This is a genomic window from Pseudoalteromonas sp. J2K-J599, from assembly GCF_059295115.2.
Genome location: NZ_CM200271.1, coordinates 3,213,750 through 3,236,251, shown reverse-complemented (window position 1 = coordinate 3,236,251; position 22,502 = coordinate 3,213,750). Strand labels below are relative to the sequence as shown.

Annotated in this window: 23 protein-coding genes; 6 read left to right on the top strand and 17 right to left on the bottom strand. The window is 39.5% G+C overall.

Annotated elements, in window-relative coordinates:
* The first annotated feature begins 129 nt into the window (after positions 1–129).
* Positions 130–573, top strand: coding sequence for a hypothetical protein (locus AC5NT5_RS14595; RefSeq protein WP_494513897.1), 444 nt, complete (start codon positions 130–132; stop codon positions 571–573).
* On the opposite strand, the gene AC5NT5_RS14590 is transcribed toward AC5NT5_RS14595, so the two are convergent.
* The 8 genes from AC5NT5_RS14590 to AC5NT5_RS14555 all read right to left on the bottom strand — a co-directional run bounded on the left by AC5NT5_RS14590 (position 556) and on the right by AC5NT5_RS14555 (position 7,583).
* Complete coding sequence (locus AC5NT5_RS14590) at positions 556–1,224, bottom strand: hypothetical protein (RefSeq protein WP_494513898.1); 669 nt, start codon at positions 1,222–1,224, stop codon at positions 556–558. The two genes, AC5NT5_RS14595 and AC5NT5_RS14590, sit on opposite strands and share 18 nt — an antisense overlap.
* Positions 1,225–1,314: 90 nt before the next feature.
* Positions 1,315–3,150 (bottom strand): DUF885 domain-containing protein, encoded by a 1,836-nt coding sequence (locus tag AC5NT5_RS14585; RefSeq protein WP_309167653.1) that lies wholly within the window; start codon positions 3,148–3,150, stop codon positions 1,315–1,317.
* A gap of 79 nt (positions 3,151–3,229) precedes the next feature.
* Positions 3,230–4,366: a radical SAM family heme chaperone HemW gene (hemW, locus tag AC5NT5_RS14580; RefSeq protein ID WP_494513899.1), complete on the bottom strand. Its 1,137-nt coding sequence runs from the start codon at positions 4,364–4,366 to the stop codon at positions 3,230–3,232.
* On the bottom strand, positions 4,363–4,962 hold the full coding sequence (locus AC5NT5_RS14575) for an XTP/dITP diphosphatase (RefSeq protein WP_002962573.1): 600 nt from the start codon (positions 4,960–4,962) through the stop codon (positions 4,363–4,365). The genes hemW and AC5NT5_RS14575 overlap by 4 nt, the downstream gene beginning before the upstream one ends.
* Before the next feature lie 4 nt (positions 4,963–4,966).
* Complete coding sequence (locus AC5NT5_RS14570) at positions 4,967–5,410, bottom strand: DUF4426 domain-containing protein (RefSeq protein WP_165723835.1); 444 nt, start codon at positions 5,408–5,410, stop codon at positions 4,967–4,969.
* 60 nt (positions 5,411–5,470) lie between these two features.
* Entirely contained in the window at positions 5,471–6,004 is a 534-nt protein-coding gene (locus tag AC5NT5_RS14565) for a YggT family protein (protein ID WP_002962568.1), read from the bottom strand.
* Between the two features lie 26 nt (positions 6,005–6,030).
* On the bottom strand, positions 6,031–6,852 hold the full coding sequence (gene proC / locus AC5NT5_RS14560) for a pyrroline-5-carboxylate reductase (protein ID WP_002962567.1): 822 nt from the start codon (positions 6,850–6,852) through the stop codon (positions 6,031–6,033).
* A gap of 17 nt (positions 6,853–6,869) precedes the next feature.
* Positions 6,870–7,583: a YggS family pyridoxal phosphate-dependent enzyme gene (locus tag AC5NT5_RS14555; protein ID WP_165744991.1), complete on the bottom strand. Its 714-nt coding sequence runs from the start codon at positions 7,581–7,583 to the stop codon at positions 6,870–6,872.
* 2 nt (positions 7,584–7,585) lie between these two features.
* On the opposite strand from AC5NT5_RS14555, the gene AC5NT5_RS14550 reads away from it, so the two are divergent.
* From AC5NT5_RS14550 to AC5NT5_RS14540, 3 genes are all read left to right on the top strand, one after another.
* Positions 7,586–8,626 (top strand): type IV pilus twitching motility protein PilT, encoded by a 1,041-nt coding sequence (locus tag AC5NT5_RS14550; protein ID WP_039488318.1) that lies wholly within the window; start codon positions 7,586–7,588, stop codon positions 8,624–8,626.
* Between the two features lie 9 nt (positions 8,627–8,635).
* Positions 8,636–9,772 carry a PilT/PilU family type 4a pilus ATPase gene (locus AC5NT5_RS14545; protein ID WP_494513900.1) on the top strand — a complete coding sequence of 379 codons (1,137 nt, stop codon included), beginning with the start codon at positions 8,636–8,638 and terminating at the stop codon, positions 9,770–9,772.
* A 123-nt stretch (positions 9,773–9,895) separates the two neighbouring features.
* Positions 9,896–11,224, top strand: coding sequence for an IS4 family transposase (locus AC5NT5_RS14540; protein ID WP_494513901.1), 1,329 nt, complete (start codon positions 9,896–9,898; stop codon positions 11,222–11,224).
* 59 nt (positions 11,225–11,283) lie between these two features.
* On the opposite strand, the gene ruvX is transcribed toward AC5NT5_RS14540, so the two are convergent.
* From ruvX to AC5NT5_RS14510, 6 genes are all read right to left on the bottom strand, one after another.
* Positions 11,284–11,733, bottom strand: coding sequence for a Holliday junction resolvase RuvX (gene ruvX, locus AC5NT5_RS14535; protein ID WP_197177956.1), 450 nt, complete (start codon positions 11,731–11,733; stop codon positions 11,284–11,286).
* Between the two features lie 37 nt (positions 11,734–11,770).
* Positions 11,771–12,328, bottom strand: a complete 558-nt coding sequence (locus tag AC5NT5_RS14530) for a YqgE/AlgH family protein (RefSeq protein ID WP_149593913.1) — start codon at positions 12,326–12,328, stop codon at positions 11,771–11,773.
* A 156-nt stretch (positions 12,329–12,484) separates the two neighbouring features.
* Positions 12,485–13,435, bottom strand: coding sequence for a glutathione synthase (gshB, locus tag AC5NT5_RS14525; RefSeq protein ID WP_494513902.1), 951 nt, complete (start codon positions 13,433–13,435; stop codon positions 12,485–12,487).
* Positions 13,436–13,489: 54 nt separating this feature from the next.
* Positions 13,490–14,224, bottom strand: a complete 735-nt coding sequence (gene rsmE, locus AC5NT5_RS14520; protein ID WP_002961950.1) for a 16S rRNA (uracil(1498)-N(3))-methyltransferase — start codon at positions 14,222–14,224, stop codon at positions 13,490–13,492.
* A gap of 68 nt (positions 14,225–14,292) precedes the next feature.
* Positions 14,293–14,793, bottom strand: coding sequence for a hypothetical protein (locus AC5NT5_RS14515; protein WP_082007357.1), 501 nt, complete (start codon positions 14,791–14,793; stop codon positions 14,293–14,295).
* A 65-nt stretch (positions 14,794–14,858) separates the two neighbouring features.
* Entirely contained in the window at positions 14,859–15,752 is an 894-nt protein-coding gene (locus AC5NT5_RS14510) for a DUF350 domain-containing protein (RefSeq protein ID WP_002961952.1), read from the bottom strand.
* A 77-nt stretch (positions 15,753–15,829) separates the two neighbouring features.
* Between AC5NT5_RS14510 and glnE the strand changes: the two genes are divergently transcribed.
* Entirely contained in the window at positions 15,830–18,625 is a 2,796-nt protein-coding gene (gene glnE / locus AC5NT5_RS14505; RefSeq protein ID WP_494513903.1) for a bifunctional [glutamate--ammonia ligase]-adenylyl-L-tyrosine phosphorylase/[glutamate--ammonia-ligase] adenylyltransferase, read from the top strand.
* Positions 18,626–18,701: 76 nt separating this feature from the next.
* Here the strand turns inward: glnE and AC5NT5_RS14500 are convergent, their stop codons facing one another.
* The 3 genes from AC5NT5_RS14500 to tolC all read right to left on the bottom strand — a co-directional run bounded on the left by AC5NT5_RS14500 (position 18,702) and on the right by tolC (position 21,712).
* On the bottom strand, positions 18,702–19,274 hold the full coding sequence (locus AC5NT5_RS14500; protein ID WP_165743889.1) for a toxin co-regulated pilus biosynthesis Q family protein: 573 nt from the start codon (positions 19,272–19,274) through the stop codon (positions 18,702–18,704).
* Positions 19,275–19,315: 41 nt separating this feature from the next.
* Positions 19,316–20,245: an LpxL/LpxP family Kdo(2)-lipid IV(A) lauroyl/palmitoleoyl acyltransferase gene (gene lpxL, locus AC5NT5_RS14495; RefSeq protein WP_442448787.1), complete on the bottom strand. Its 930-nt coding sequence runs from the start codon at positions 20,243–20,245 to the stop codon at positions 19,316–19,318.
* A 111-nt stretch (positions 20,246–20,356) separates the two neighbouring features.
* On the bottom strand, positions 20,357–21,712 hold the full coding sequence (tolC, locus tag AC5NT5_RS14490; RefSeq protein WP_002961956.1) for an outer membrane channel protein TolC: 1,356 nt from the start codon (positions 21,710–21,712) through the stop codon (positions 20,357–20,359).
* Positions 21,713–21,863: 151 nt separating this feature from the next.
* On the opposite strand from tolC, the gene AC5NT5_RS14485 reads away from it, so the two are divergent.
* On the top strand, positions 21,864–22,490 hold the full coding sequence (locus tag AC5NT5_RS14485) for an NUDIX hydrolase (protein WP_165743891.1): 627 nt from the start codon (positions 21,864–21,866) through the stop codon (positions 22,488–22,490).
* Positions 22,491–22,502: the final 12 nt, after the last annotated feature.

Below are 22,502 nucleotides of genomic sequence, written 5' to 3'. Positions count from 1 at the left end.
TTGGCATTTATTCCACGTTACCGCCTATTTATGGGAAATAACCACACTGCATAGGCTCTGCCTTGCCTAAATACCAAACATACTGCTGCAAATTTAACCTCGAAAGATAAACAGGCCCTAGGAAATAATATGTCAGAGTCTAAATATGGTCAGTTTGTACTGGCGCCCCGTTCGTATTTTTTCACTGCTATAGCGAGCGTAGTATTTGCGTTTATAGGCTTTAGTTATAATGCATTGCGGATGGAGGCAAGTGAAGATAACAACAATACACGCATTGTTAGCTTTCAAATTTTACAAGAACTAGCCGAGCTTGAGCTTATTGTATTTGCAGCACATTACGATAATAACAAAATAGATGGCAGCCCCAGAAAAGGCTGGGTTAAAGTTAACTTAATTCATGACTTAAGCTACTTAGCCGTTGATAAAGTACATTTAAAAACAAAAGACTTACAAAAGGTCTGGCAAACAAATTGGCCAAATATGGTTGATCACCAAAGTGCTGCGCAATCTATTACACATGCCATAGACAGTGTGCGTACAGAAGTTGTGAGTGAATTAAAGCGCCTTGATTAAGTGAGCAACTTGCGCCGTTGAGCGTTGCAAGTAAGCGGCGCTCAGTAAAATTGTGGTCTCGTTAACTTTTTGCCCTTTTATTACGTTGGCAAGCTGCTGTTTAGCGTTAGGATTTTGTTTTTGCTCTATTTCCATTAATGCTAACAAAGCTGAAAATTCATGCTTTACCGGTGTGCTAGGTTTATTTGCATAGGCTATGTAGCAGGCAACCGGTGTTAAGCCATGAGAGTTGGGCTGCGCCAGCGCTTTAGCTAACTCATCATTTGATTCAAACAACATCAAAGAGCGCACATAGTTAAATGGCAGCTTTGTCGCATCGGCATGCTTAAACACATTGTGCAGTACGTTATTTCCTTGTGTATCTTGTACTAAAAAGCCTTTATTTACTTTCAGCGCAGGGGCAAAAAAGCTCAATGCGTCAATATTAGTGAGTTGATTAATAAATGGAGAAGGCGCTGTGTTAGAGCTTAATATCCGCGTTGCTATGTTTTGCATAAAGTCATACTTAACACTCAACCGTTGGGCGCTGTCATATAAATGGTTAAGCTGCAAAGTTTGCTGAGCAGGGCTTAACTGCTTAAAGTCGTTATCGAGCTCATTTAACTGTTGCTTTGAAATACGCGCATTAAGTAGTTGTATGCTTAAATCCATTATTATTTCCAAAAATCTTTTTTACTACTATAAAACAAAAAAGGCCGCAAATGCGACCTTTCATATTTAAAGCAATTGTTTAAATTGGTTTTAAGCTTTTTTGCTTGCTACCCATTCATTAACAAAGTTCTCTAGTACATTTAGTGGTACAGGACCATTTTTAAGCACTACGTCGTGGAACTGGCGAATATCAAACTTATCACCTAGTTGCTTTTTAGCGTCTTCACGAAGCTCTAAAATCTTAAGCATACCCACTTTATAAGCCGTTGCTTGTGAAGGCATTACAATGTGACGCTCAACCATTTTAACACCGTCAGATGTTGCATTAGGCGTGTTATTTACGTAGTAATCAATACCTTCTTGACGAGTCCACTTCATCGCGTGAATACCCGTATCAACCACTAGACGACATGCGCGCCATAGCTCCATTGAAAGACGACCAAAATCTGAGTAAGGGTCTGAGTACATGCCCATTTCTTTAGGAATGAACTCTGAGTATAAACCCCAACCTTCAATATACGCTGTGTAACCACCAAATTTACGGAACTTAGGAACGCCTTCTAGCTCTTGCGAAATAGCGATTTGCATGTGGTGACCCGGAATACCTTCGTGGTAAGCAAGTGCTTCCATTTGATATGTTGGCATAGCTTCCATGTCATAAAGGTTAGCGTAGTAAATACCTGGGCGTGAACCATCTGGAGCTGGCTGTTGGTAAAATGCTTTGCCCGCTGCTTTTTCACGGAATGCTTCAACTGCTTTTACTTTTAAATCAGCTTTTGGTTTAACAATGAATAACTCATCTAAGCGTGTTTTCATTGTATCAATAAGTCCAGTGGCTTCATCAAGGTAGCGTTGCTTACCTTGTGCATCATTAGGGTAGTAAAATTGTTTGTCAGTTTTCATAAACTGCATAAACGCTTTTAAGTCGCCTTTAAAGCCTACTTTATCTTTAATTTCACGCATTTCATCATGAATACGTGTCACTTCAGATAAACCAATTGCATGAATTTCTTTAGCCGTTAAATCTGTTGTTGTAGTGCGCTTAAGTGCGTTGTTATAAAACGCTTCGCCATCTGGTAATTTCCATGCGCCATCGCGATCATCAGCACGTTTCTCAAGCTGCGCTAGGTAATTAATTAGCTTAGAGTAAGATGGTTTAACAGCCGATTTTAATGCATCTGATGCATCGCTGATTAACGAGTCTTTTTCGCCTTGGCCAATTTCAAGCGCTGTTACTTTTCGTTTAAAGTCAGCAAGCAATGTAGAATCATCGCCTTTTTCAAACGGTGCACCGTGAATAATGTTTTTGCTTGAATCAATAACATGCGGGAATACAAATTTAGGGGCTATGATGCCTTTTTCTGCACGTACAGTTAAATCAACGATAAGCTGATCAATAATACCAGTTACACCATTTAGGCGTGAAATGTAGTCTTTAGCTTCTTTTACATTACTAATTGAGTGCTGATTAATTAAAAACGCAGGGATCATAGAATGCGTACCAAACATTTGGTTCACAGGGTAATTATGGTAGCGCCATTTAAAGTCAGCAATTGAGCTTTCAAGATCCTGTTTTTTTAAGTCGTAGCTAACTTTTGTTGCATAATCTAATAAATCACGATTAATTGCTTTTAATGCAACTAGGTCAGCTTTTGTTTGTGCTAAATCTTTAAGCTTTCTTTCTTCGCTGCCATCGTCCCATTTATCGTAATCTTGCTTAATCCCCATGTATGTTTGATATACAGGGCTGCTCATTACATCGCGGTTAAATGTATCTTCAAAAAATGCATTGGCTTTGTCTATTTCACTTTGTTGTGATTGAACTGCTTGTGCAATAGGGGCTGAAGTAGATTGTTGTGTTGTTTGCTGGCAACCAGCAAGTAGTGCAACGCTTACTGCGGCCGCAATAAAAGTGAGTTTACGCATTGTTTTCCCTTTTGTTGTTAGAAACCCATTAGGGTGATTTATATTTATTAGTTTTATATTGTTGTGCAGTGCCTTAGCGCTACACAAACAATTCTAGCAGGTCATTTAAAAAGCGATGACCTTTTAAGGTTACCTGCCAATGGCTGTCTATTTGAGTCAATAAACCTTTATTTATTGCTTGGTTTAATGCACTTTGCTGACTTTGCAGCGGCAGTGTTGTTAGTTTATTAAAATCATTAATTGGGCAAGACTCAACAAGGCGAAAGCGATTCATAAAAAATTCAAACGCTAAATCGTCTTGCTCTACATGCCAGCTTTTATTCATATACGGTTTAATTAAATCCATATAGCCGCGAGGATGTTTAACCTTTTCGGTACGCGTTATAAGCCCTGTATTTGCATCAGTAACCTTACCATGTGCGCCGCAACCAATACCGAGATAATCGCCAAAACGCCAATAATTTAAGTTATGTTGGCATTGATAGCCCGGTTTTGCATAGCCCGATATTTCGTATTGCACGTAACCTGCTTGCGCGAGTAACTCAACCCCTTGTTCTTGAATGTCCCACAGTGTTTCATCTTGTGGCAAGGTAGGGGGCTTTGAAGCAAACTGAGTATTGGGTTCAATAGTTAGTTGATACCAAGATATATGCGGTGGATCGAGCGCTATTATTTGTTTTAAATCACTCAGAGCATCATCAAGTGTTTGCCCAGGTAAGCCATGCATTAAATCAAGATTAAAGCTATTTAAACCGGCTTCTTTTGCTTGTTGCGCAGCATAGTTTGCCTCGTCGCTGCCATGAATCCGACCAAGTGCTTTTAACTTGTCGTTTTGCATGCTTTGCACACCGATAGAAATACGGTTAATGCCTGCTTTTACGTAATCTTTAAAGCGACCTGTTTCTACTGTACCAGGGTTGGCTTCAAGGGTAATTTCGCAGTGTTCTTCAAGCCCAATTAGGTTGTCGACTTCATTTAATAATCGGGTATAAGCTGCACCAGTTAATAGGCTTGGCGTGCCGCCACCAATAAAAATGCTGTGAATTTTACGTCCTTGCACTAAGTGCAAATCTGCTTTTAAGTCATCAATTAAGTGTTGAACATATTCAGCTTCAGGTATTTCACCTTTTTGTCCGTGGCTATTAAAATCGCAGTACGGGCATTTTTGCACGCACCAAGGCACGTGCACATATAAGCTCAGTGGTGGAAGGTTCACAGGCCGCCTTTTTGCTGTAGTTCTAGTAATAATTTTTGCAGCGCTTGTCCGCGATGACTCACTGCATTTTTTTGCTCTTTTGTAAGCTCAGCACTCGTACAATTTTTCTCTGCTACAAAAAACACAGGATCGTAACCAAATCCACCATTGCCATTTTGAGTGAGCGTAATTTCGCCCTCCCAACTAGCACTACAAATAAGCGGAGTAGGGTCGTCTGCGTGGCGCATTAACACCAGTACACACCAAAAGCGTGCACTGCGAATAGGGTTATCACCTAAATCTACAAGTAACTTATCAATGTTATCTTGATCGCTGGCACCTGGGCCTGCAAAACGGGCTGAGTAAACACCGGGCGCGCCATTTAAGCCATCAACTTCTAAACCTGAGTCATCGGCAATAGCAGGCATACCAGTAATTTTAGCGGCATGGCGCGCTTTAATAATGGCATTTTCAACAAAGGTAGTGCCGGTTTCGGCAACTTCACCTACGTTAAAATCGCTCTGTGGAACTACATTAATATTCAAAGAGCTTAGCATGTTAGCTAGCTCTTTTACTTTGCCAGGGTTACCTGTAGCAAGTACTAAAGTTTTGGTCATGTTATTAATCTACGTAAAATTTTTGCTGAAACTGTAATTTTTGAAATTGATTATTTTGTTGTATCTCAATCTCAAAGCGTAAAATCTCTTCGTTGGTGTAATCAACTTGGGCAAGGTAATAAATTGACTCACCTTCTTTTACTTCTTTAAAAGTAAGCGTTTGTTTGTTGCCAAGTAGGTTTTTAGCTGTGCCTGTAAGCTTTGCCGTTTGTGCTGTTTTATCGGCATCATTTTTTAATATAGAAATGTTTACAACCCCTTTGTAGCCACTGCGCTCAAGGTTGTATGCTTTTGCTATTTTTGGCTGAATAAAAGTAGAAGGAAAGGCGATGTAATGGACTTGCCAAGGGCCAAGCTCCTTGTATTGTGCGCCCTGCATTTCTTCGCTTTGCGCGTTAAATGCAAATGCTAAACAAGCAATAAAACAAAACTTAATTAAACGATTCATTATGTATTCCTCAAAACATATAAAAAAGAGGCCTTTGGGCCTCTAATTAAAAAATCCATATTAGACTAAAAAATCCATAAGCAGCATTTGCAAAAACTGAATACCAATAATAAGCACTAAAACTGATAAATCTAAGCCACCCATTGATGGCAATATTTTACGAATTGGTTTTAGCATTGGTTCAGTAAGCTGGTGGAAAACCGCTTCTATAGGGTTATAGCCTTGGCTAACCCAACTTAAAATAGCGCGAATAATAAGTACCCAAAATACTAAATTAAGGCCTTCTTTTAGTACCGTTATAAGTGCTTGAATAAGCACAGGCTGTATTGCCCACGCATTATATATAACAAGCATTAAAGTACTAATTTTGGCTACAGCCACTATAAATGCCAGCAACAGAGATGCTAGATCAAGTCCGCCAAACCCCGGAATGATTTTACGCAGTGGTTTTACCGCAAACGACGTGGCTTTAACCACAAACTGGCTCATTGGATTGTAAAAGTCGGCTTTTGCCCACTGCAGCCAAAAGCGCAGTAATACCACCATTAAAAACAAATCAAACAGGGTACTGATTAAAAATTGCATGGCATTCATAGTGTAACCTTCAATAAAAAGTGGTTTTAAAGTTCTTTTTCCATTTGCTCTGCACGCGCAATACACGCATCCATTGCATCGCCAACGGTTTTAGTTAAGCCTTCATCTTTTAAGTGCTCAACAGCTGCGTGAGTAGTGCCGCCTTTAGATGTTACGTTTGAACGTAGTTGCGAAATACTAATATCAGGCTGGCTAAGTGCCATTTCGGCAGCGCCAAGAGCTGTTTGTTGTACCAGGCGACGAGCGTCTTCATCGTTAAAGCCCAGCGCTTTAGCTTTTTCTTCTATGGCTTCCATAAATAAGAAAAAGTAAGCAGGTGATGAGCCGGTTACAGCAATAATATCGTTAATTTGTGACTCTTTTTCCACCCATACAACAATGCCTGTACATTCAAAAACTTGTTGTACAAATTCGTGTTCGCTTTGTGTTTCGCCCGCACCATATAAACCTGATACTCCGCGACCTAATAAAGATGGCGTGTTTGGCATACAACGTACCATTTTAACGTCTTGGCCTAGCATTTCACGCAAACGTTTTACAGTTAAGCCCGCAGCAACAGAAATAAACAGTTTATCGCTAAAGTCTACGCCTGACTCTTGAAACGATTTACATAAATCGCCCATCATTTGTGGTTTAACAGACAAAACAATTACATCAGCATCGCGCAGGGCTTCGTTATTGTCACTGGTGGTTTGCACCTTGAAATCAAATGCTACCTTTTCAAGCTTTTCTTGGTTGCGGTTAGTCGCAATTATGTTACTTGCGTTAAAGCCGTTTTTTACCATGCCACCAATAATGGCGTAGCTCATATTACCTGTGCCTATAAATGCGATTTTTTTATCTGACATAAATCTGTTATCACCTTTTAAGTTCGTGTTCCAAAAATGTCTGTGCCGATCCTTACCATGGTTGAGCCTGCGCTAATGGCAGCTTCAACATCGTTACTCATACCCATCGACAAAGTATCTACTTGAGGATATTGGGTCTTTAGTTTATCAAAGCAAGTTTGTAATTGCTCAAAAGATTGAATTTGCGTATCCAGTTTGTCGCTTTTAGCGGGAATTGCCATTAAACCTCGAAGTGTTAAGTGCTCACATTGGTTAATATAATCGGCAAGTTCATCTATTTCATCGCGGCGGCAACCTGACTTTGCTTCCTCATTACTTATATTTACTTGAATAAGTATATTAAGAGGTGGTTTATCGTCTGGGCGCTGGGAATCTAATCGCTTTGCTATTTTTATGCGATCAACACTTTGCACCCAATCAAAGTAAGCAGCTACTAGTGCACTTTTATTTGATTGAATAGGGCCAATGAAATGCCAAATGATGTCGCTATATGACTGTAGTTGAGCTATTTTATCTATAGCCTCTTGAACATAAGATTCACCAAATTCGCGCTGACCATGCTCATAAGCTGCAATAATATCTTCGCTTGGTTTAGTTTTAGACACTGCTAGTAGAGTAACTTCGTTAGTGTTTCGCTGTGTGTTTTTTGCCGCGTCTGCAATTCTAGCGTAGGCGGATGTGAGTCGTTCTGCTATTGTAACCATATATTTATCAGTTAGTTGTGGAGTCATAAATGGATATTACCGAATTATTAGCGTTTAGTGTGCAACACAAAGCATCCGATTTACATTTATCGTCGGGTGTTTCACCTATGATACGCGTAGACGGTGATGTTCGCCGCATTAATATACCAGCCCTTGCAGACAAAGACGTAAACAGTCTGGTTTACGATATTATGAACGATAATCAACGCAAGGACTACGAACAAAACCTCGAAGTGGATTTTTCGTTTGAAGTGCCTAATTTAGCACGTTTTCGTGTGAATGCGTTTAACTCTAATCGCGGGCCTGCTGCGGTATTTCGTACCATACCAAGTGAAGTGTTAACGCTTGATGATTTAGGTGCGCCAGATATTTTTAAAACAATCTCTGATACCCCACGTGGACTCGTGTTAGTAACAGGGCCAACGGGTTCTGGTAAATCAACAACACTTGCCGCTATGGTCGATTATATAAATCAAAATAAACATCACCATATTCTAACAATAGAAGATCCAATCGAGTTTGTTCACGATAATAAATTAAGTTTAATTAACCAACGTGAAGTTCACCGCGATACACATAGCTTTTCAAACGCGCTACGTAGTGCATTGCGTGAAGACCCTGATGTAATACTTGTGGGTGAGTTACGAGATTTAGAAACAATTCGTCTTGCAATGACCGCTGCTGAAACGGGTCACTTAGTGTTTGGCACGCTACATACAACATCTGCACCAAAAACCATTGACCGTATTATCGATGTTTTCCCAGGTGAAGAAAAAGCCATGGTGCGTTCAATGTTATCTGAATCTTTACGTGCAGTAATTTCACAAACGCTGCTTAAAAAAATTGGTGGTGGGCGAGTTGCAGCACACGAGATTATGATTGCAGTTCCTGCGATTCGTAACTTGATTCGTGAAGATAAAATTGCACAAATGTATTCGTCTATTCAAACCGGTGCGTCTGTGGGCATGCAAACAATGGATCAGTGTTTAACTAATTTAGTTAATCACGGTATTGTTACAAATGCGGCAGCGAAAGAAAAAGCGCAAGACAAAACACAATTTGGTGGGTAAGAAATTATTATGGCTTTATCTTTAAACGACTTTTTACTCATGATGATTGAGAAAAAGGGTTCTGACCTATTTGTATCGAGTCAGTTACCTGTAAGTGCAAAAATAAACGGTGAACTAACAGCTCTCAGTGACGATAGACTGACTGATGAGCAATCACTTGAGTTAGTAGAATCTGCAATGAGCGAAAAGCAAAAAGCAGAGTTTCATGCAACGAAAGAATGTAACTTTGCGATTGCTACCGACGAAGGGCGTTTTCGTATTTCTGCTTTTTGGCAGCGAGATAGAGCAGGTATGGTTATTCGCCGTATTGTGACGCAAATTCCTGATGTGAGTGATTTAGGTCTGCCGTCTACGCTGACAGATGTAATTATGTCTAAACGCGGTCTTGTCTTATTTGTAGGTGGTACAGGTACGGGTAAATCGACCTCACTAGCTGCACTTATTGGTTATCGAAACCGTAATCAACGAGGTCATATACTGACCATTGAAGATCCGATTGAATTTGTTCATGAGCATCGTAAAAGTATTATTACTCAGCGCGAAGTAGGGCTTGATACAGAAAGCTTTGAGTCGGCACTTAAAAGCTCATTACGCCAAGCTCCAGATGTTATTTTGATTGGTGAAATTCGCTCGCAAGAAACCATGGAATACGCCCTAAGCTTTGCTGAAACCGGGCACCTGTGTGTTGCAACACTGCATGCTAATAATGCGAACCAAGCGATTGACCGTATTATGCATTTAGTTCCAAAAGAAAAACACGATAAGCTTAAGTACGACTTAGCACTTAACTTACGTGCAATTGTAGCTCAGCAATTAGTACCGACTGCTGATGGTGAAAGCCGTGTTGCAGCTATTGAAATATTGCTTAACTCACCAATGGTCGCTGAACTGATAAAAAATGGTGATATTGGCGGAATTAAAGAGGCAATGGCTAAGTCGAAAGAAATGGGCATGCAAACCTTTGACCAAGCGTTATTTGAGTTGTATAAGCAGCAACGAATCAACTACGCCGATGCACTTCATCATGCTGATTCGCCAAATGATTTACGCTTGATGATTAAACTGCGTAATAACGAACAACAAGGCGCAGGCTTTTTACAGGGCGTTACTATTGATGGCCTTGATGATAAAAATAGCGATCAATAATTTAAAAGTAATCAATAAAAAAGCGCCAATTGGCTAATGCCGATCAGTTAAGAAAATGACCGGTTGACCGATCCAAACGATCATGCAAAATCCGTAGTTAGGAAACTAACTACGGATTTTTTTGTGAATATAGAACAAGCACTGCAAGCAACACTTGAAGAAAGCAGCCGATACCATACCTTTGAAAAATTATCAGAAATTCTTGACCCTGAAATCATTGAACAAGGCTTTCAACAAGCAGGGATTGCAACCGTTCGTAAGCGAAGATTACCGCTTGAAGCCGTTTTGTGGTCAGTTATTGGCATGGCATTGTTTCGAAAAGAATCAGTTTGGAATATCGCTAATAAGCTAGATATCATGTTACCTGGCAAGAACCAACTCGTTGCTCCAAGTGCGATGGTACAGGCGAGACAAAGGTTAGGTGATGATTCCGTTAAACACGTTTTCAATAAATCTGCTCAATCAATGTATAAGCAACAGTCATTCGAAACATGGAATGGTTTGAACCTATTAGCTGTTGACGATGTTGTGTGGCGAACAGCCGACACGCCTGATAATCGTAAAGCCTTCTCTTCAGGTAGCAACCAATACGGTGATACAGCCTTTCCTCAAATACGCATGGTCTGTCATATGGAATTGACCAGCCATCAACTTCTCAGTAGCGAGTTTGATAACTATAAAACCAACGAGATGAAATTAGCTGAGCGTTTAATTGAACGTACACCAGATAATTCACTGACTATGTTTGATAAAGGATATTATTCTTTAGGCCTGTTAAACCGTTGGCATCAAACTGGGGAGATGAGGCACTGGCTGATACCAGCAAGGCCCGACTTACAGTATGAAATCATCTCCAGTGCGGGTAAAAATGACCATATCATTGAATTGAAAACAACAAAGCATGCACAAAAAAACTTTCCCGATGTTCCTGAAACGATTAAAGTGAGATTAATCAGTAAAACAATAAAGGGCAAAAGCTACCGTATATTAACCTCGATGATGGATAGATTGCGTTATCCAGGTAATGAAATTGTTGAATTATATTGTCATCGTTGGGAGATAGAACTTGGGTTTAGAGAAATCAAACAAACCATGCTTGATAGCGCATACCATTTAAGAAGCAAGCGTCCAGACATGGTGCGTCAGGAGCTATGGGGCGTGTTACTCGCCTATAATTTAATACGAAGAATAATGACGATGGCGGCGACAGTCACAGGGATATGGCCTAACCAGCTTAGTTTCTCTAGCAGTTCGATGGCTGTCATTCAGTATTTCTCGTCAGTATCTATAATGAGTCCAGGGAATATTCCAATACACTGGCAGCACTTACTCGATACACTGGTCTTATTTAAGCTTCCAGCTAGACGAGAGGATAGAAGATATCCCCGATGGGTTAAGCCAAAACCATCTAAGTATCCCCATAAAAAGAAAAATGCCAGTCAGCTTAACTGACTGGCATTAGCCAATTGGCGCTTTTTTTATTTGTATAAAGGGTTGTTTATATAGCCAGCTTATTCACCGTAACTAGATTCAAAAAAGCTTTCTAAAATAATAACCGCAGACATATTATCTACGTTACCTTTACCTAAGTTTTTATAGCCGCCACTTTCAAAAAGTCGCGCTTTAGCATCCGCTGTTGTTAACCGCTCATCTTGTGTTTGCACAGGAATTCCATAATGGTTATGCAATCTGTTGGCAAACTTTTTTGCTTTAAAGGTAACCTCTTGTGAGGTTCCATCCATATTTAGTGGTAAGCCAACAACCATTAAGTCAGGCTGCCACTCGGCTACTTGCACTGCAATATGCTCCCAATTGGGAATGCCATCTTGTGCTTTTACAGCCTTAAGGCTAGACGCGCTGCCGGTTAGCTCTTGCCCAATAGCAATACCAATGCTTTTGGTGCCAAAGTCAAAGCCCATTACAGTGCGTTCGCCTTGCGGCTTAAGCGATTTTTTTGTCATGTGTATCTTGTTTAAGTTTGCTAAGGTTAAGTTACTATTATGCGTGACCAGCTTCAGGGCTAAGTTGGCTAATATCAAAGCCCAACATTGAAACTGCTTTTTCCCATCGTTTTTCAACGGGGGTATCAAAAATGATCTTCGGATCGGCTTCTATGATCAACCAGCTGTTATCAAGTAACTCTTGTTCGAGCTGTCCTTGCTCCCATCCTGAATAACCAAGTGTAATAATAAATTGATCAGGTGCTTGTGCAGTGGTTAAGTTTGCTAAAACGTCTTTTGAGGTAGTAATCATAATATCGCTACTGAGTTTTTGACTTGCTGAATAACCCGATTGGGGAGAGTGCAGTACAAAACCACGGTCAGTTTTAACGGGTCCACCTGCAAACACAGTTACTTTTGCTGCGTTTTGAGTTTTGTCGTTATCAATTTCTATTTTATCTAAAAGTTCGCCAACAGTAACATCAATAGGTTGGTTTATTACCAAGCCCATAGCCCCATCTTCGTTGTGCTCACAAATATAGGTAACAGCACGTTTAAAAAAAGGGTCTTGCATCGACGGCATCGCGATTAAAAAATGATTTTCTAATGATTGCATAGATTTCACCCTTTTTAGTTAATGAACTTTGAGTATGGCACATACCTTTGTTTTTAAAACTAAAAAAGCACTTTCATACGGTTTAAAAATTAATAATCAACAATTATATTAAGATTTATAACACGAAAGCGCTTTTAAATAACGACAGGTAGGTGCCTATTTAGCTAACTTTCTTTCAATGGCATCGAACAAAATACCTGTGATAGAAATGTCATAAGCCGCTTCAATTTCGCGTACGCACGTTGGTGCTGTTACGTTAATCTCAGTTAATTTATCGCCAATGATATCTAAACCTACAAATATTAAGCCTTTTTCTTTAAGCGTTGGCGCAACAGCTTGCGCAATTTTTAAATCTGATTCGCTAAGCGGACGCGCTTCGCCTCGACCCCCTGCAGCCAAATTACCGCGTGTTTCACCATTTTGCGGTATACGTGCTAAACAATACGGAATCACTTCGCCATCAATAACCAATACGCGCTTATCGCCTTGTTTGATCTCTGGGATGTAATTTTGCACCATAGCAAAGCGACTACCATGCTCAGTTAGTGTTTCACAAATTACACCAATGTTGGCATCGTCTTCTCTAAGGCGAAAAATAGATGCGCCACCCATACCATCAAGCGGTTTTAAAATAATGTCTTTATGCTCGGCTAAAAACTCACGAATTTGTTTTTGGCTACGTGTAACAAGTGTGTCTGGCGTATGTTCGCTAAACCAAGCTGTAAATAGTTTTTCGTTGGCATCGCGAAGGCTTTGTGGCTTGTTAATTATTAACGTACCTTCTTGCTCTGCACGCTCTAAAATATACGTCGCGTAAATGTATTCAGTATCAAAAGGAGGGTCTTTACGCATTAAAATTACGTCAAGATCGGCAAGGGCTATAGTGGCTTTTTCTTCAAGCTCATACCATTTTTCTGCATTATTAAACACTTGCGCTTTAGACGCTGTAGCGTACGACTTGCCTTTACGAAGAGATAAATCGTCCATCTCCATATAATAAATTTCGTAGCCACGTTTTTGCGCTTGCATCATCATTGCAAAACCGGTGTCTTTTTTGATGTTAAATCCACTAATAGGATCTGAAATAATACCTAACTTAATTGCCATGCGCTGTGCCTTACTATAAATGTTACTGTTTATATGAGGGTGCTTTTAGTTATTTCAATTAGCTAAATCGCCAAATTGAAGTTGTAATGCACTTAAGACCGTTAAAGCGGCTGTTTCCGTTCGTAAAACGCGCGGGCCTAAGCGAATATCTACAAACTCTAGTTGTTTGGTTAGTGCCATTTCATCGTCGGTAAAGCCACCTTCGGGGCCTACTAAAAAGCGTACGCCATCTTTAGGTACCGTAATGGTTTTAATGCTGTGCTCAGCACGAGGGTGAAGAGTGAGCTTAATTGCATCGGTTTGTTGTGCAAGCCATTGTTTTAAATCTATAGGTGGGTGAATAATTGGCACAAAATTACGTCCTGACTGCTCAGCCGCAGCAATTGCAATTTTTTGCCATTGTTGGTGTTTTTTCTCAAGACGATCGCCCATTAGTTTCACACCACAGCGTTGACTAAAAATAGGGGTGATTTCGGTAATACCTAGTTCAACTGACTTTTGAATTGTAAAATCCATTTTATCACCACGGGATACACACTGACCTAAATGAATTTTAAGTGGAGATTCTACATCGTGAGGGTTAAGTTCTAATGGCATTACGACGACTGTTTTTTTTGTTACCTCAATTATTTCACTAAGGTATTCGCCACCTTCGCCATTAAAAATAGATACATGCTCGCCTACTTTCATGCGCAGCACTCTGCCAATATGCCCTGCAGCATCGTCATCTAAAGTTACAGGGGTGTTTAGGGCAATACTCGATGTTTGATAAATATGAGGAACTCGCATAGGGCGTCACTTACTACATAGCGTAAAATATATATTGCTATGGTAAGTAAGCTGGGGGCTGTGCGCAATTATTTATTTTTATTAAGTTGTTCGGCGAGATCTATTAAATCTTGTGGGGTATGCGCTATATCGTGATGATTTTGCGAAGGTTCCGTTAACGTCTCATCGGTAACCCGGCTTAGTGTATAGCCTGTATCATCAAGATTTATTAAAAAGCGTTCTTCATGTAAGGAGTTATAAATAAAGCGCTGCTTATCACTTGCGAGTAAATAATCGGTGCTATTGAAAAGGACTCCGTGTAAATCGTGATGATCTTTTAAATAATTAATTAACTCAGAAACGCTTATTTCGTTTTCAAGATCGCAATAACTATAGTCTTTAATAAGCTCGTCAAACATCATTTTTACTAATTGGCGGGTATTACTCCCTGCAGCAATAAGTGTACTCGCTTTTGTTATGCCATTACTATTTACATAGTATTCGGCAAATGCGCGGCTAAATTCGTTGTCTATGTCAATTAACAAATAGTTCGTTATTTCAGGCGGCATAGAGCTAGGACCTTGTTGCATCTAAGTAATTACCATTATTACTTAAATGCAGAAGTTTTAATTGCTGTATTTTCAGTAAAAAAGGTCTAAAGAGAAAACATACTAATAAGTAAATAACCAATAGCACAAAAAACAGCAAATTCTATGCATGCTACCCCAATATTATCTTGATGGTCTATTTCAAGAGCCGTATCAATATTTGGTAAAGAGATAACTTTTATCACATACGTTAAGCCGTAAAGTAGTATCCACATTACACCGCAATGCATTACAAGTGTAAATATGTTTTCAACCATTTTACCGTTTTGAAATGCTGCGCTAGATAAACCAGCATATACAGCCAACGCTAAGCCAATTGATTTTCCAGCATATCTTATACCAATAGATGTATTTTCTAGGTTAAAGTTACTTTGTAGTGACGCACCTTGGTTTGCTTTTGCAAAACGGTGTTCTCGTATTTTGCTATCAAGTGCAAACATCCCCTGAAGTGTAAAAAAGCTAACGCAAGCAATAAGTAAGTTGCTAAACCCTTGGGTGTGCGTCCACGTGTACAAGCCCAGAGCAATAATACAGTTAGCGATTAACATTCCTGAGTCTACCAATGCAGCACATACATTTTGTTTTAGTATGGCAGCTTCTTCATTAAATCTGTGGAGTATCCATTTTCTGTGAATTAAATGGCCCACTTTTATAAAAGTGAATAAGAGAACAATAATAATTAACACTTTTAACGGGTTTGACTGTGCAGTGCTTACGCTTATTTCGTCAAATAAAAAGGCTATAGTGGCTATAACAACCGATATTTCAGATGCAAAACTAATACCCATGGCAAAGTTGTCGTGTTGCGCTAACTCATCTTTAAGCGCTTGTTTTGCTTTGATTTGAGTGACAACTCGTAAACAAAAAATAGTTATGCAAATAACCGCAAAACTAATGGCAATCGCAATAAAACTAGTGTTAGATAAAGACAAATATGACATGGTGATCCTAATTAAGTTAACCTTTCTAGGTTTTAATCATTCTAGTACGGTTATTGATGATATAAAAGAGAGGATTGATGAGTAACGTAAAGCAACTTCCTATTCAATTACAAAAACTTGGCTTGATGCGCTTTGAACAGTTATACCCGCAGCAAAGTAAACAAAGTGAAGTTGTAAGGTTATTAGCATTAAGCGATTTTGCTTGGCGCAGTTTAGAGTCACAACCTGATTTAAATACCTGGCTATTATGCAAAGACGAAATACAAAATAGAGTAATAGATTCTCCTTTTAAAAACCTGAACTTAGCTGACCTTGATGAAGCACAGTGCCATAAAGTACTTCGCCAATATCGTGAAAAGTACTGGCTTAAAGTCGCCTTTTTAGATTTATGCTGTAATAACCCCATTGCCGATAGTATTAATTACATAAGCCAACTGGCTGACATGCTAATTAATAGTGCCAACCAATGGGCGCATACACAGGTGGCAAAAGTAAATGGTGAACCGCTTGATGAGCAAAACCAAGCAATGCCGCTAATGGTATTGGGAATGGGGAAGCTTGGCGGACAGGAGCTAAATTATTCCTCTGATATTGATCTTATTTTTGCGTATCCACGCAGCACAAAAACCCAAGGTGGTCGTAGAAGCCTTGAGGCCCAAGTATTTTATACCAAAGTTGCACAAAAATTGATTGCAGCACTTAACCAAGCCACCGGTGATGGGCAGGTATTTAGAGTAGACATGCGCCTACGCCCGTTTGGCGAAAGCGGCCCTTTGGTTATGAGCTTTAATGCCATTGAAGATTACTACCAAGAACAAGGGCGCGACTGGGAGCGCTACGCCATGTTAAAAGGGCGCTTAATTGGCACGCCTAATAAATATTGGGATGAATTTATTAAGCTTTTAAAGCCGTTTGTTTACCGCCGATATATTGATTTTTCGGTGATTGAATCCTTGCGTAAAATGAAGCTAATGATTGCACAAGAAGTGCGCCGTAAACGCTTAACTAATAATATAAAGCTCGGTGCAGGTGGTATTCGTGAAGTTGAATTTATAGTGCAAGCCCTGCAAATGGTTCGAGGTGGGCGAGAGGCTAATTTACAAACTCAATCACTACTTAAAGCATTAAATGAGTTGGCACTTAACCAAGTTATAGATGAGCAAGAAGCAAGCGAGCTTAAGCGCAATTACCTTTATTTGCGAAAAGTTGAGCAGTACCTTCAAATATTTGACGATCAGCAAACGCAAACACTCCCCGATGATGAATTGAATCAGCAGCGCTTAAATTTATTATTAGAACAAGCTGATTTTTCTGCCACTTTAAACACTATAGAAAAGGTGATGAAACAAGTTAACGGTGAGTTTGCACTTGTGATTGGCGAGGAAACCGTGCCACTTGATACCTGTGAAGGCGCATTTATTAGTGCTTGGGATCATGGTGATGTGAGCTTTTTAAAAGAGGCCAGAGATGAATGGCAAGCACCCCTTAACGATTTTAAATTAAGGCTGTCTAAGGTAAATATAGGTAACCGAGGGCGTGACACTCTTGATAAGTTAATGCCCGTTTTACTAAATCAATTAAATGACTTTAATGCCAGTGCAGCAGCTTTCACAATGGTTTGCCAAATTTTTAATAAGATAATTTCGCGTACTGCCTATTTAGAATTGCTTTACGAAAACCAAGGTGCATTAAAGCAACTTGTTTTACTGTGTTGTCATAGCAAATGGATAGGGGAGCATATTTCTCGCTACCCCATATTACTTGATGAACTAATAGACCCCGCAGTTCTTTATAAGCCGACCCCGCTCACAGCGTATAAAGATGAAATAAGACAGTATTTTTTACGAATAGAGCATGACGATTTAGAACTGCAAATGGAGTCGCTTAGGCAATTTAAGCAAACTCATCAATTACGAATTGCTGCCGCCGATGCAACCGGTGTTCTTGACGTAATGAAAGTAAGCGATCACTTAACCGTACTAGCAGAGGCGATTGTTGACCAAGCTGTTAATATTGCATGGCATAACACTGTTAAGCGCTTTGGTATGCCCCCTGGCACAGATGATGAGAATAAAGGTTTTGCTGTTATTGCATATGGTAAAACAGGTGGCTTAGAAGTCGGGTACGACTCAGATCTAGATTTGGTGTTTGTGCATAATCATGATGGCTCAAGCCTAACTAATGGTGAAAAACCGATAGATTCTCGTCAGTTTTATTTAAAGCTCGCTCAGCGCTTAATGCATTTATTTAATACCCGTACTGCATCGGGCATTTTATACGAGCTTGATACGCGATTACGTCCTGAAGGAGCCTCTGGTTTATTGGCTATCAATTTAGAGAGCTTTAATCACTATCAGCAAACTCAAGCATGGACGTGGGAGCATCAAGCACTTGTTCGGGCTCGATTAATTTTAGGGCAAAACGATCTGATAGATCGTTTTTCACAAATTCGTAAAAACATACTTAGTCAAAAACGCGACGATGCCGCATTAAAAGCAGACGTGATAAAAATGCGCGAAAAAATGCGCGATCATCTAGCGAAAGGAAATACTGAGCAATTTGATTTAAAACAAGATGTTGGTGGCATGGCTGATATTGAGTTTATTACCCAATACTTAGTACTTAAACACGCAAACGAGTTTGAACAGCTTACAGTTTACTCAGATAACGTAAGAATATTAACGGATGCAGCAAATATAGGTTGTATTACTAAAGAGCAAAAACAGCAGTTGATAAAAGCGTATATTGATTATCGCTCGTGTTACCACGTGCTGAGCTTGGAGCAAAAAGGCAAGTTGATCCCACGAGAAACGTTTTTACAAGATATTACTAACGTAACTAATGTTTGGAATAGTATTTTTGAATTGAATTGAATTGAATTGAATTGAATTGAATTGAATTGAATTGAAAAACCCAAGCGCTTGCTTGGGTTTTTGTACGTGTAAACCCTTAAACCTTTATTTTTAAACAGTTTGTACGTACAAATTCTGATGGTAACTCGGTAATAACCGCGGCTCTTTGTTTATGGCAAAAGTAAGTATAAACCTCGTGCTCAAAGTCATCATTTATAGCGCGTCCAATTTGGTACAGTGCTGAAGTAAAGTTACTGTCTACTCTAAAATGATCTTTAACTACGTAATCTTTACTTAAGTACCAGTAAAGCTCAATCCCCTCATTTTTAGCATATTGATTAAGTACATCTTTAAGGGTTGTGCCATTTTCAAAGCGTCTAGGTTCAACCTCTCCAGTCCAAGTGGTCGGCATTGGATCAACTGTTCGCGCACGTTCAGCTAATACTCTATCCAAGGTTTGTTCTGGTGTTTTGAGTTTTAAAACAAATTGCTCTCGTTCTTTATTACTTTTTACTTGGTTACGAATGGAGGAGTAAAAGCGTGATAGTCCTTCGGCGGCTGCATTTTTAGATTTTTTAATATCAAATACAGAACCATCACCCACTAAAAAGTATACGGCGAGTGCTATTAGCACGGCTGCAAATGATAAATGTCTAATCCAAAACCACATGATTATTACCCACCTTATATGTTCCTATTCTTGTTATACCATTACTTTTTGTAAAAAGAAGGGGTATTCTTATCCGGTCGAGTTTTAAAGCGACGGTGTAGCCACATGTATTGTTCAGGAGCTGCATTTATACATAGCTCTACGCGTTGATTAACGCGTGTTACATCAGCTTTATCATCACCACTTGGGAAGTTTTCAAGCTCAGGCACTACCTCTAAATGATACTTACCATTTTCGTCACGGCGCGAGATTAAGCTCATAGTTTCGCAGTTTTTACTGCCAGCAAACATAAGAGTACCTGTTGTCGTTGCTGTGTCAGGGACGGCGTAAAATGGCACAAATTCACAGCGGTTACGGCCGTAATCTTGGTCAGGTAAGTAATAGCATACTTTTTTATTTTTTAATGATTTTAGTAAGCCTTTTACATCTTTCCTGCCAATTAAGTATTCGTTAGAACGAAGACGGCCATTAGTTGTAAAGTATTCCATTAGAGCGTTGTTATGAGGGCGATAAAAGCCTAAACCTTGGCATTTTAATCCCATTACACGACTTGCCATTTCAAGATGCAAAATGTGGGGAACAAGTAATAAAACACCTTTACCAGATGCCTGTACGCGCTCAAAATGCTCCAAACCTTTGATTGAGCCATATACACTTTTTACTCGCCACTGCGGCCACCACCAGGCCATGCCTGTTTCAACCATTGCAATGCCGGTATTTTCCATATTTTTGAGCACAAGATCTTTTTGATCTGCTTCGCTCATATCAGGAAAGCACAGCTTAATATTTACTTCTGCAATATGGCGACGGCGCTTCATAAATTTATGGACTAAGCGGCCAAGTTGCTTACCCATTGCCAGCTGTAGCTTTTGTGGTAGCCAAGAAATTAAGTATAAAAATAAAACGCCAACCCACGTTAGCCAGTATCGAGGGCCTAAAAAAGATGCTTTAAAAGGAGATGAGGTGACCACAAAAATCTCTCTGAGAATAAAAACGATAGTTTAACGCTAAGCGCTATAAAATACAAAAAGCCAGCTACATGCTGGCTTTGAATAAATCTATATTATGTTTAGCTGTAAAAGTTAAGCTGATTTTAAACCTTGGTTTATAGCAACTAAATCTTCACTTGTTAGTGTACCCGCAGCTTGTTTTAAGCGAAGGGTAGATAACACATAACGGTAGCGCACATCAGCAAGGTTACGTTTTGCATCGTATAAATTTTGCGTACTCACTAGTACGTCAACAATGGTACGAGTACCTACTTCAAAACCGGCTTCAGTTGCTTTAAGGGCACTTTGAGCTGAAACAACCGCTTGCTCTAGCGCTTTGTAAGTCGCAATATCTGAAACAACTTGATTATAAGATGTAATTACTGTGCGAGTTACTGCACGGTAATTTGTTTCATAATCTTGGCTCGCTGATACGTAAAACGCACGCGCTTGGTTTGTTGCAGCAACCGTTGCGCCACCTGAGTATAAAGGTACGCTAAAGTTAAGCCCAACAGAACTTGAGTCTGAACGCGGTTGGTCATCAAAATTAGCGCCATTTATTTGAGTGTCTGTAAGAGAGTCACCATAACTTGCACTTAGAGTTAGTTTTGGATAATGACCTGCTTTTGCTAATTCAATTTGATCTTTTGCAATATCAACCGTTACTTTAGAGACTTGTAAGTTGATATTTTTATCTTCAGCTACTTTAACAAAGTCGCTTGAGCGCTTCGTTGGCTTAGTTGTTGAGAAAGTATCTGTATTTAAAAAGTCTAATTTTTCGTGATATTTACCAGTTATCTCACGAAGTTGCTCGCGTGCAGTTTCTACAGCATTACTGGCAATAATTTCTTGGGCTACTGAGTTATCAAACTGAGCTTGTGCTTCGTGTACGTCTGTTATAGCTGTTAAACCTACTGCATAACGTTGTTTTGTTTGCTCAAGTTGACGTGCAATGGCACGTTTTTCAGCTTCGACAAATTCAAGGTTATCACTGGCACTTAATACGTTAAAATAACCTTCAGCAACGCGTACAATTAAATTTTGTTTAGCTGCATCATATAGGCCGCTTGCTTGTAGAGCTTGCTTATCGGCAATATCTAAAGTGTTCCAAGCACCTAGATCAAATAATGTTTGGCTTAAGCTTACACCACGAGAAAATTGGTCTGTGTCACTTTCAACTTTTACTTGGTTAGATAAGTCGCCAACGCTTTGGTACGACGTTGCATCGCTTTTTGTATAACCCATAGTTAAACCAATTTGAGGTAATAGTGCACTCATCGCCAAATCGCTTTGGTAAGACTGCGCATCGGCTTGGGCTTTTGCTTTTAAAACAGTAGGATCGTTAGCTGTCGCTATTTCAAAAACTTGTAGTAAATCTTCAGCTTTCACTGCTGTTGCACCTAGTGCGCATGATAAACTAACTAGCGCCGCAAGAATGTTCTTTTTCATGTGGGGTTCGGTCCTTAGACAATTTTTGTACTAAAAGCATGTTAACCTGTTTTACTCCATAACAAAAAAAATAATTAGTAAAACAGTATGTTCAAGTGTAACAGAATATATTAACGCATTTTAAAGCTTTAGATAAGTAGGAGGTAGGTACATGGTTGATAAAAAGCTCGTTCAGTTTACACATAAAGATGTAAATCTAAAGCCAATAAAAAACCTTTATAAAGGTTTTTTTCAGGTTGATTTATACCAGTTTGAACATGCTCTTTTTGCGGGTGGAAAATCAGAGCTAATTAGCCGAGAAATATTAGAACGTGGCGATGCAATTGCAGTACTGCCTTACGACCCAATATCAGATACTGTTCTTTTAATTGAGCAAATACGTATTGGCGCTATTAAAAGTAAGCATTCGCCGTGGCTACTAGAATGTATAGCCGGAATGACTGACGGCAGTACGGATTACGAATCAGTTGTAAAAAAAGAAGCGTATGAAGAAGCTGGGCTTGAATTAACCGAGCTTGAATTTATGCTCTCATACCTATCAAGCCCAGGTGGAACAACTGAGCGCTTACACTTATATTTAGCACGTGCTGATTTAAGCCAAGTAGAATCAGGTGTATATGGTCTTGAAACTGAAGGCGAGGATATAAAAACTCATATTTTATCGGTTGATGATGCGCTAATGCGCCTCAATAACGGTGAAATGGATAATGCGGCAACGGTTATTTGTATGCAGTGGCTTGCGCTAAATCGCGAAAAAATGGCAAGCAAATGGGCATAAACTCTTACTAAT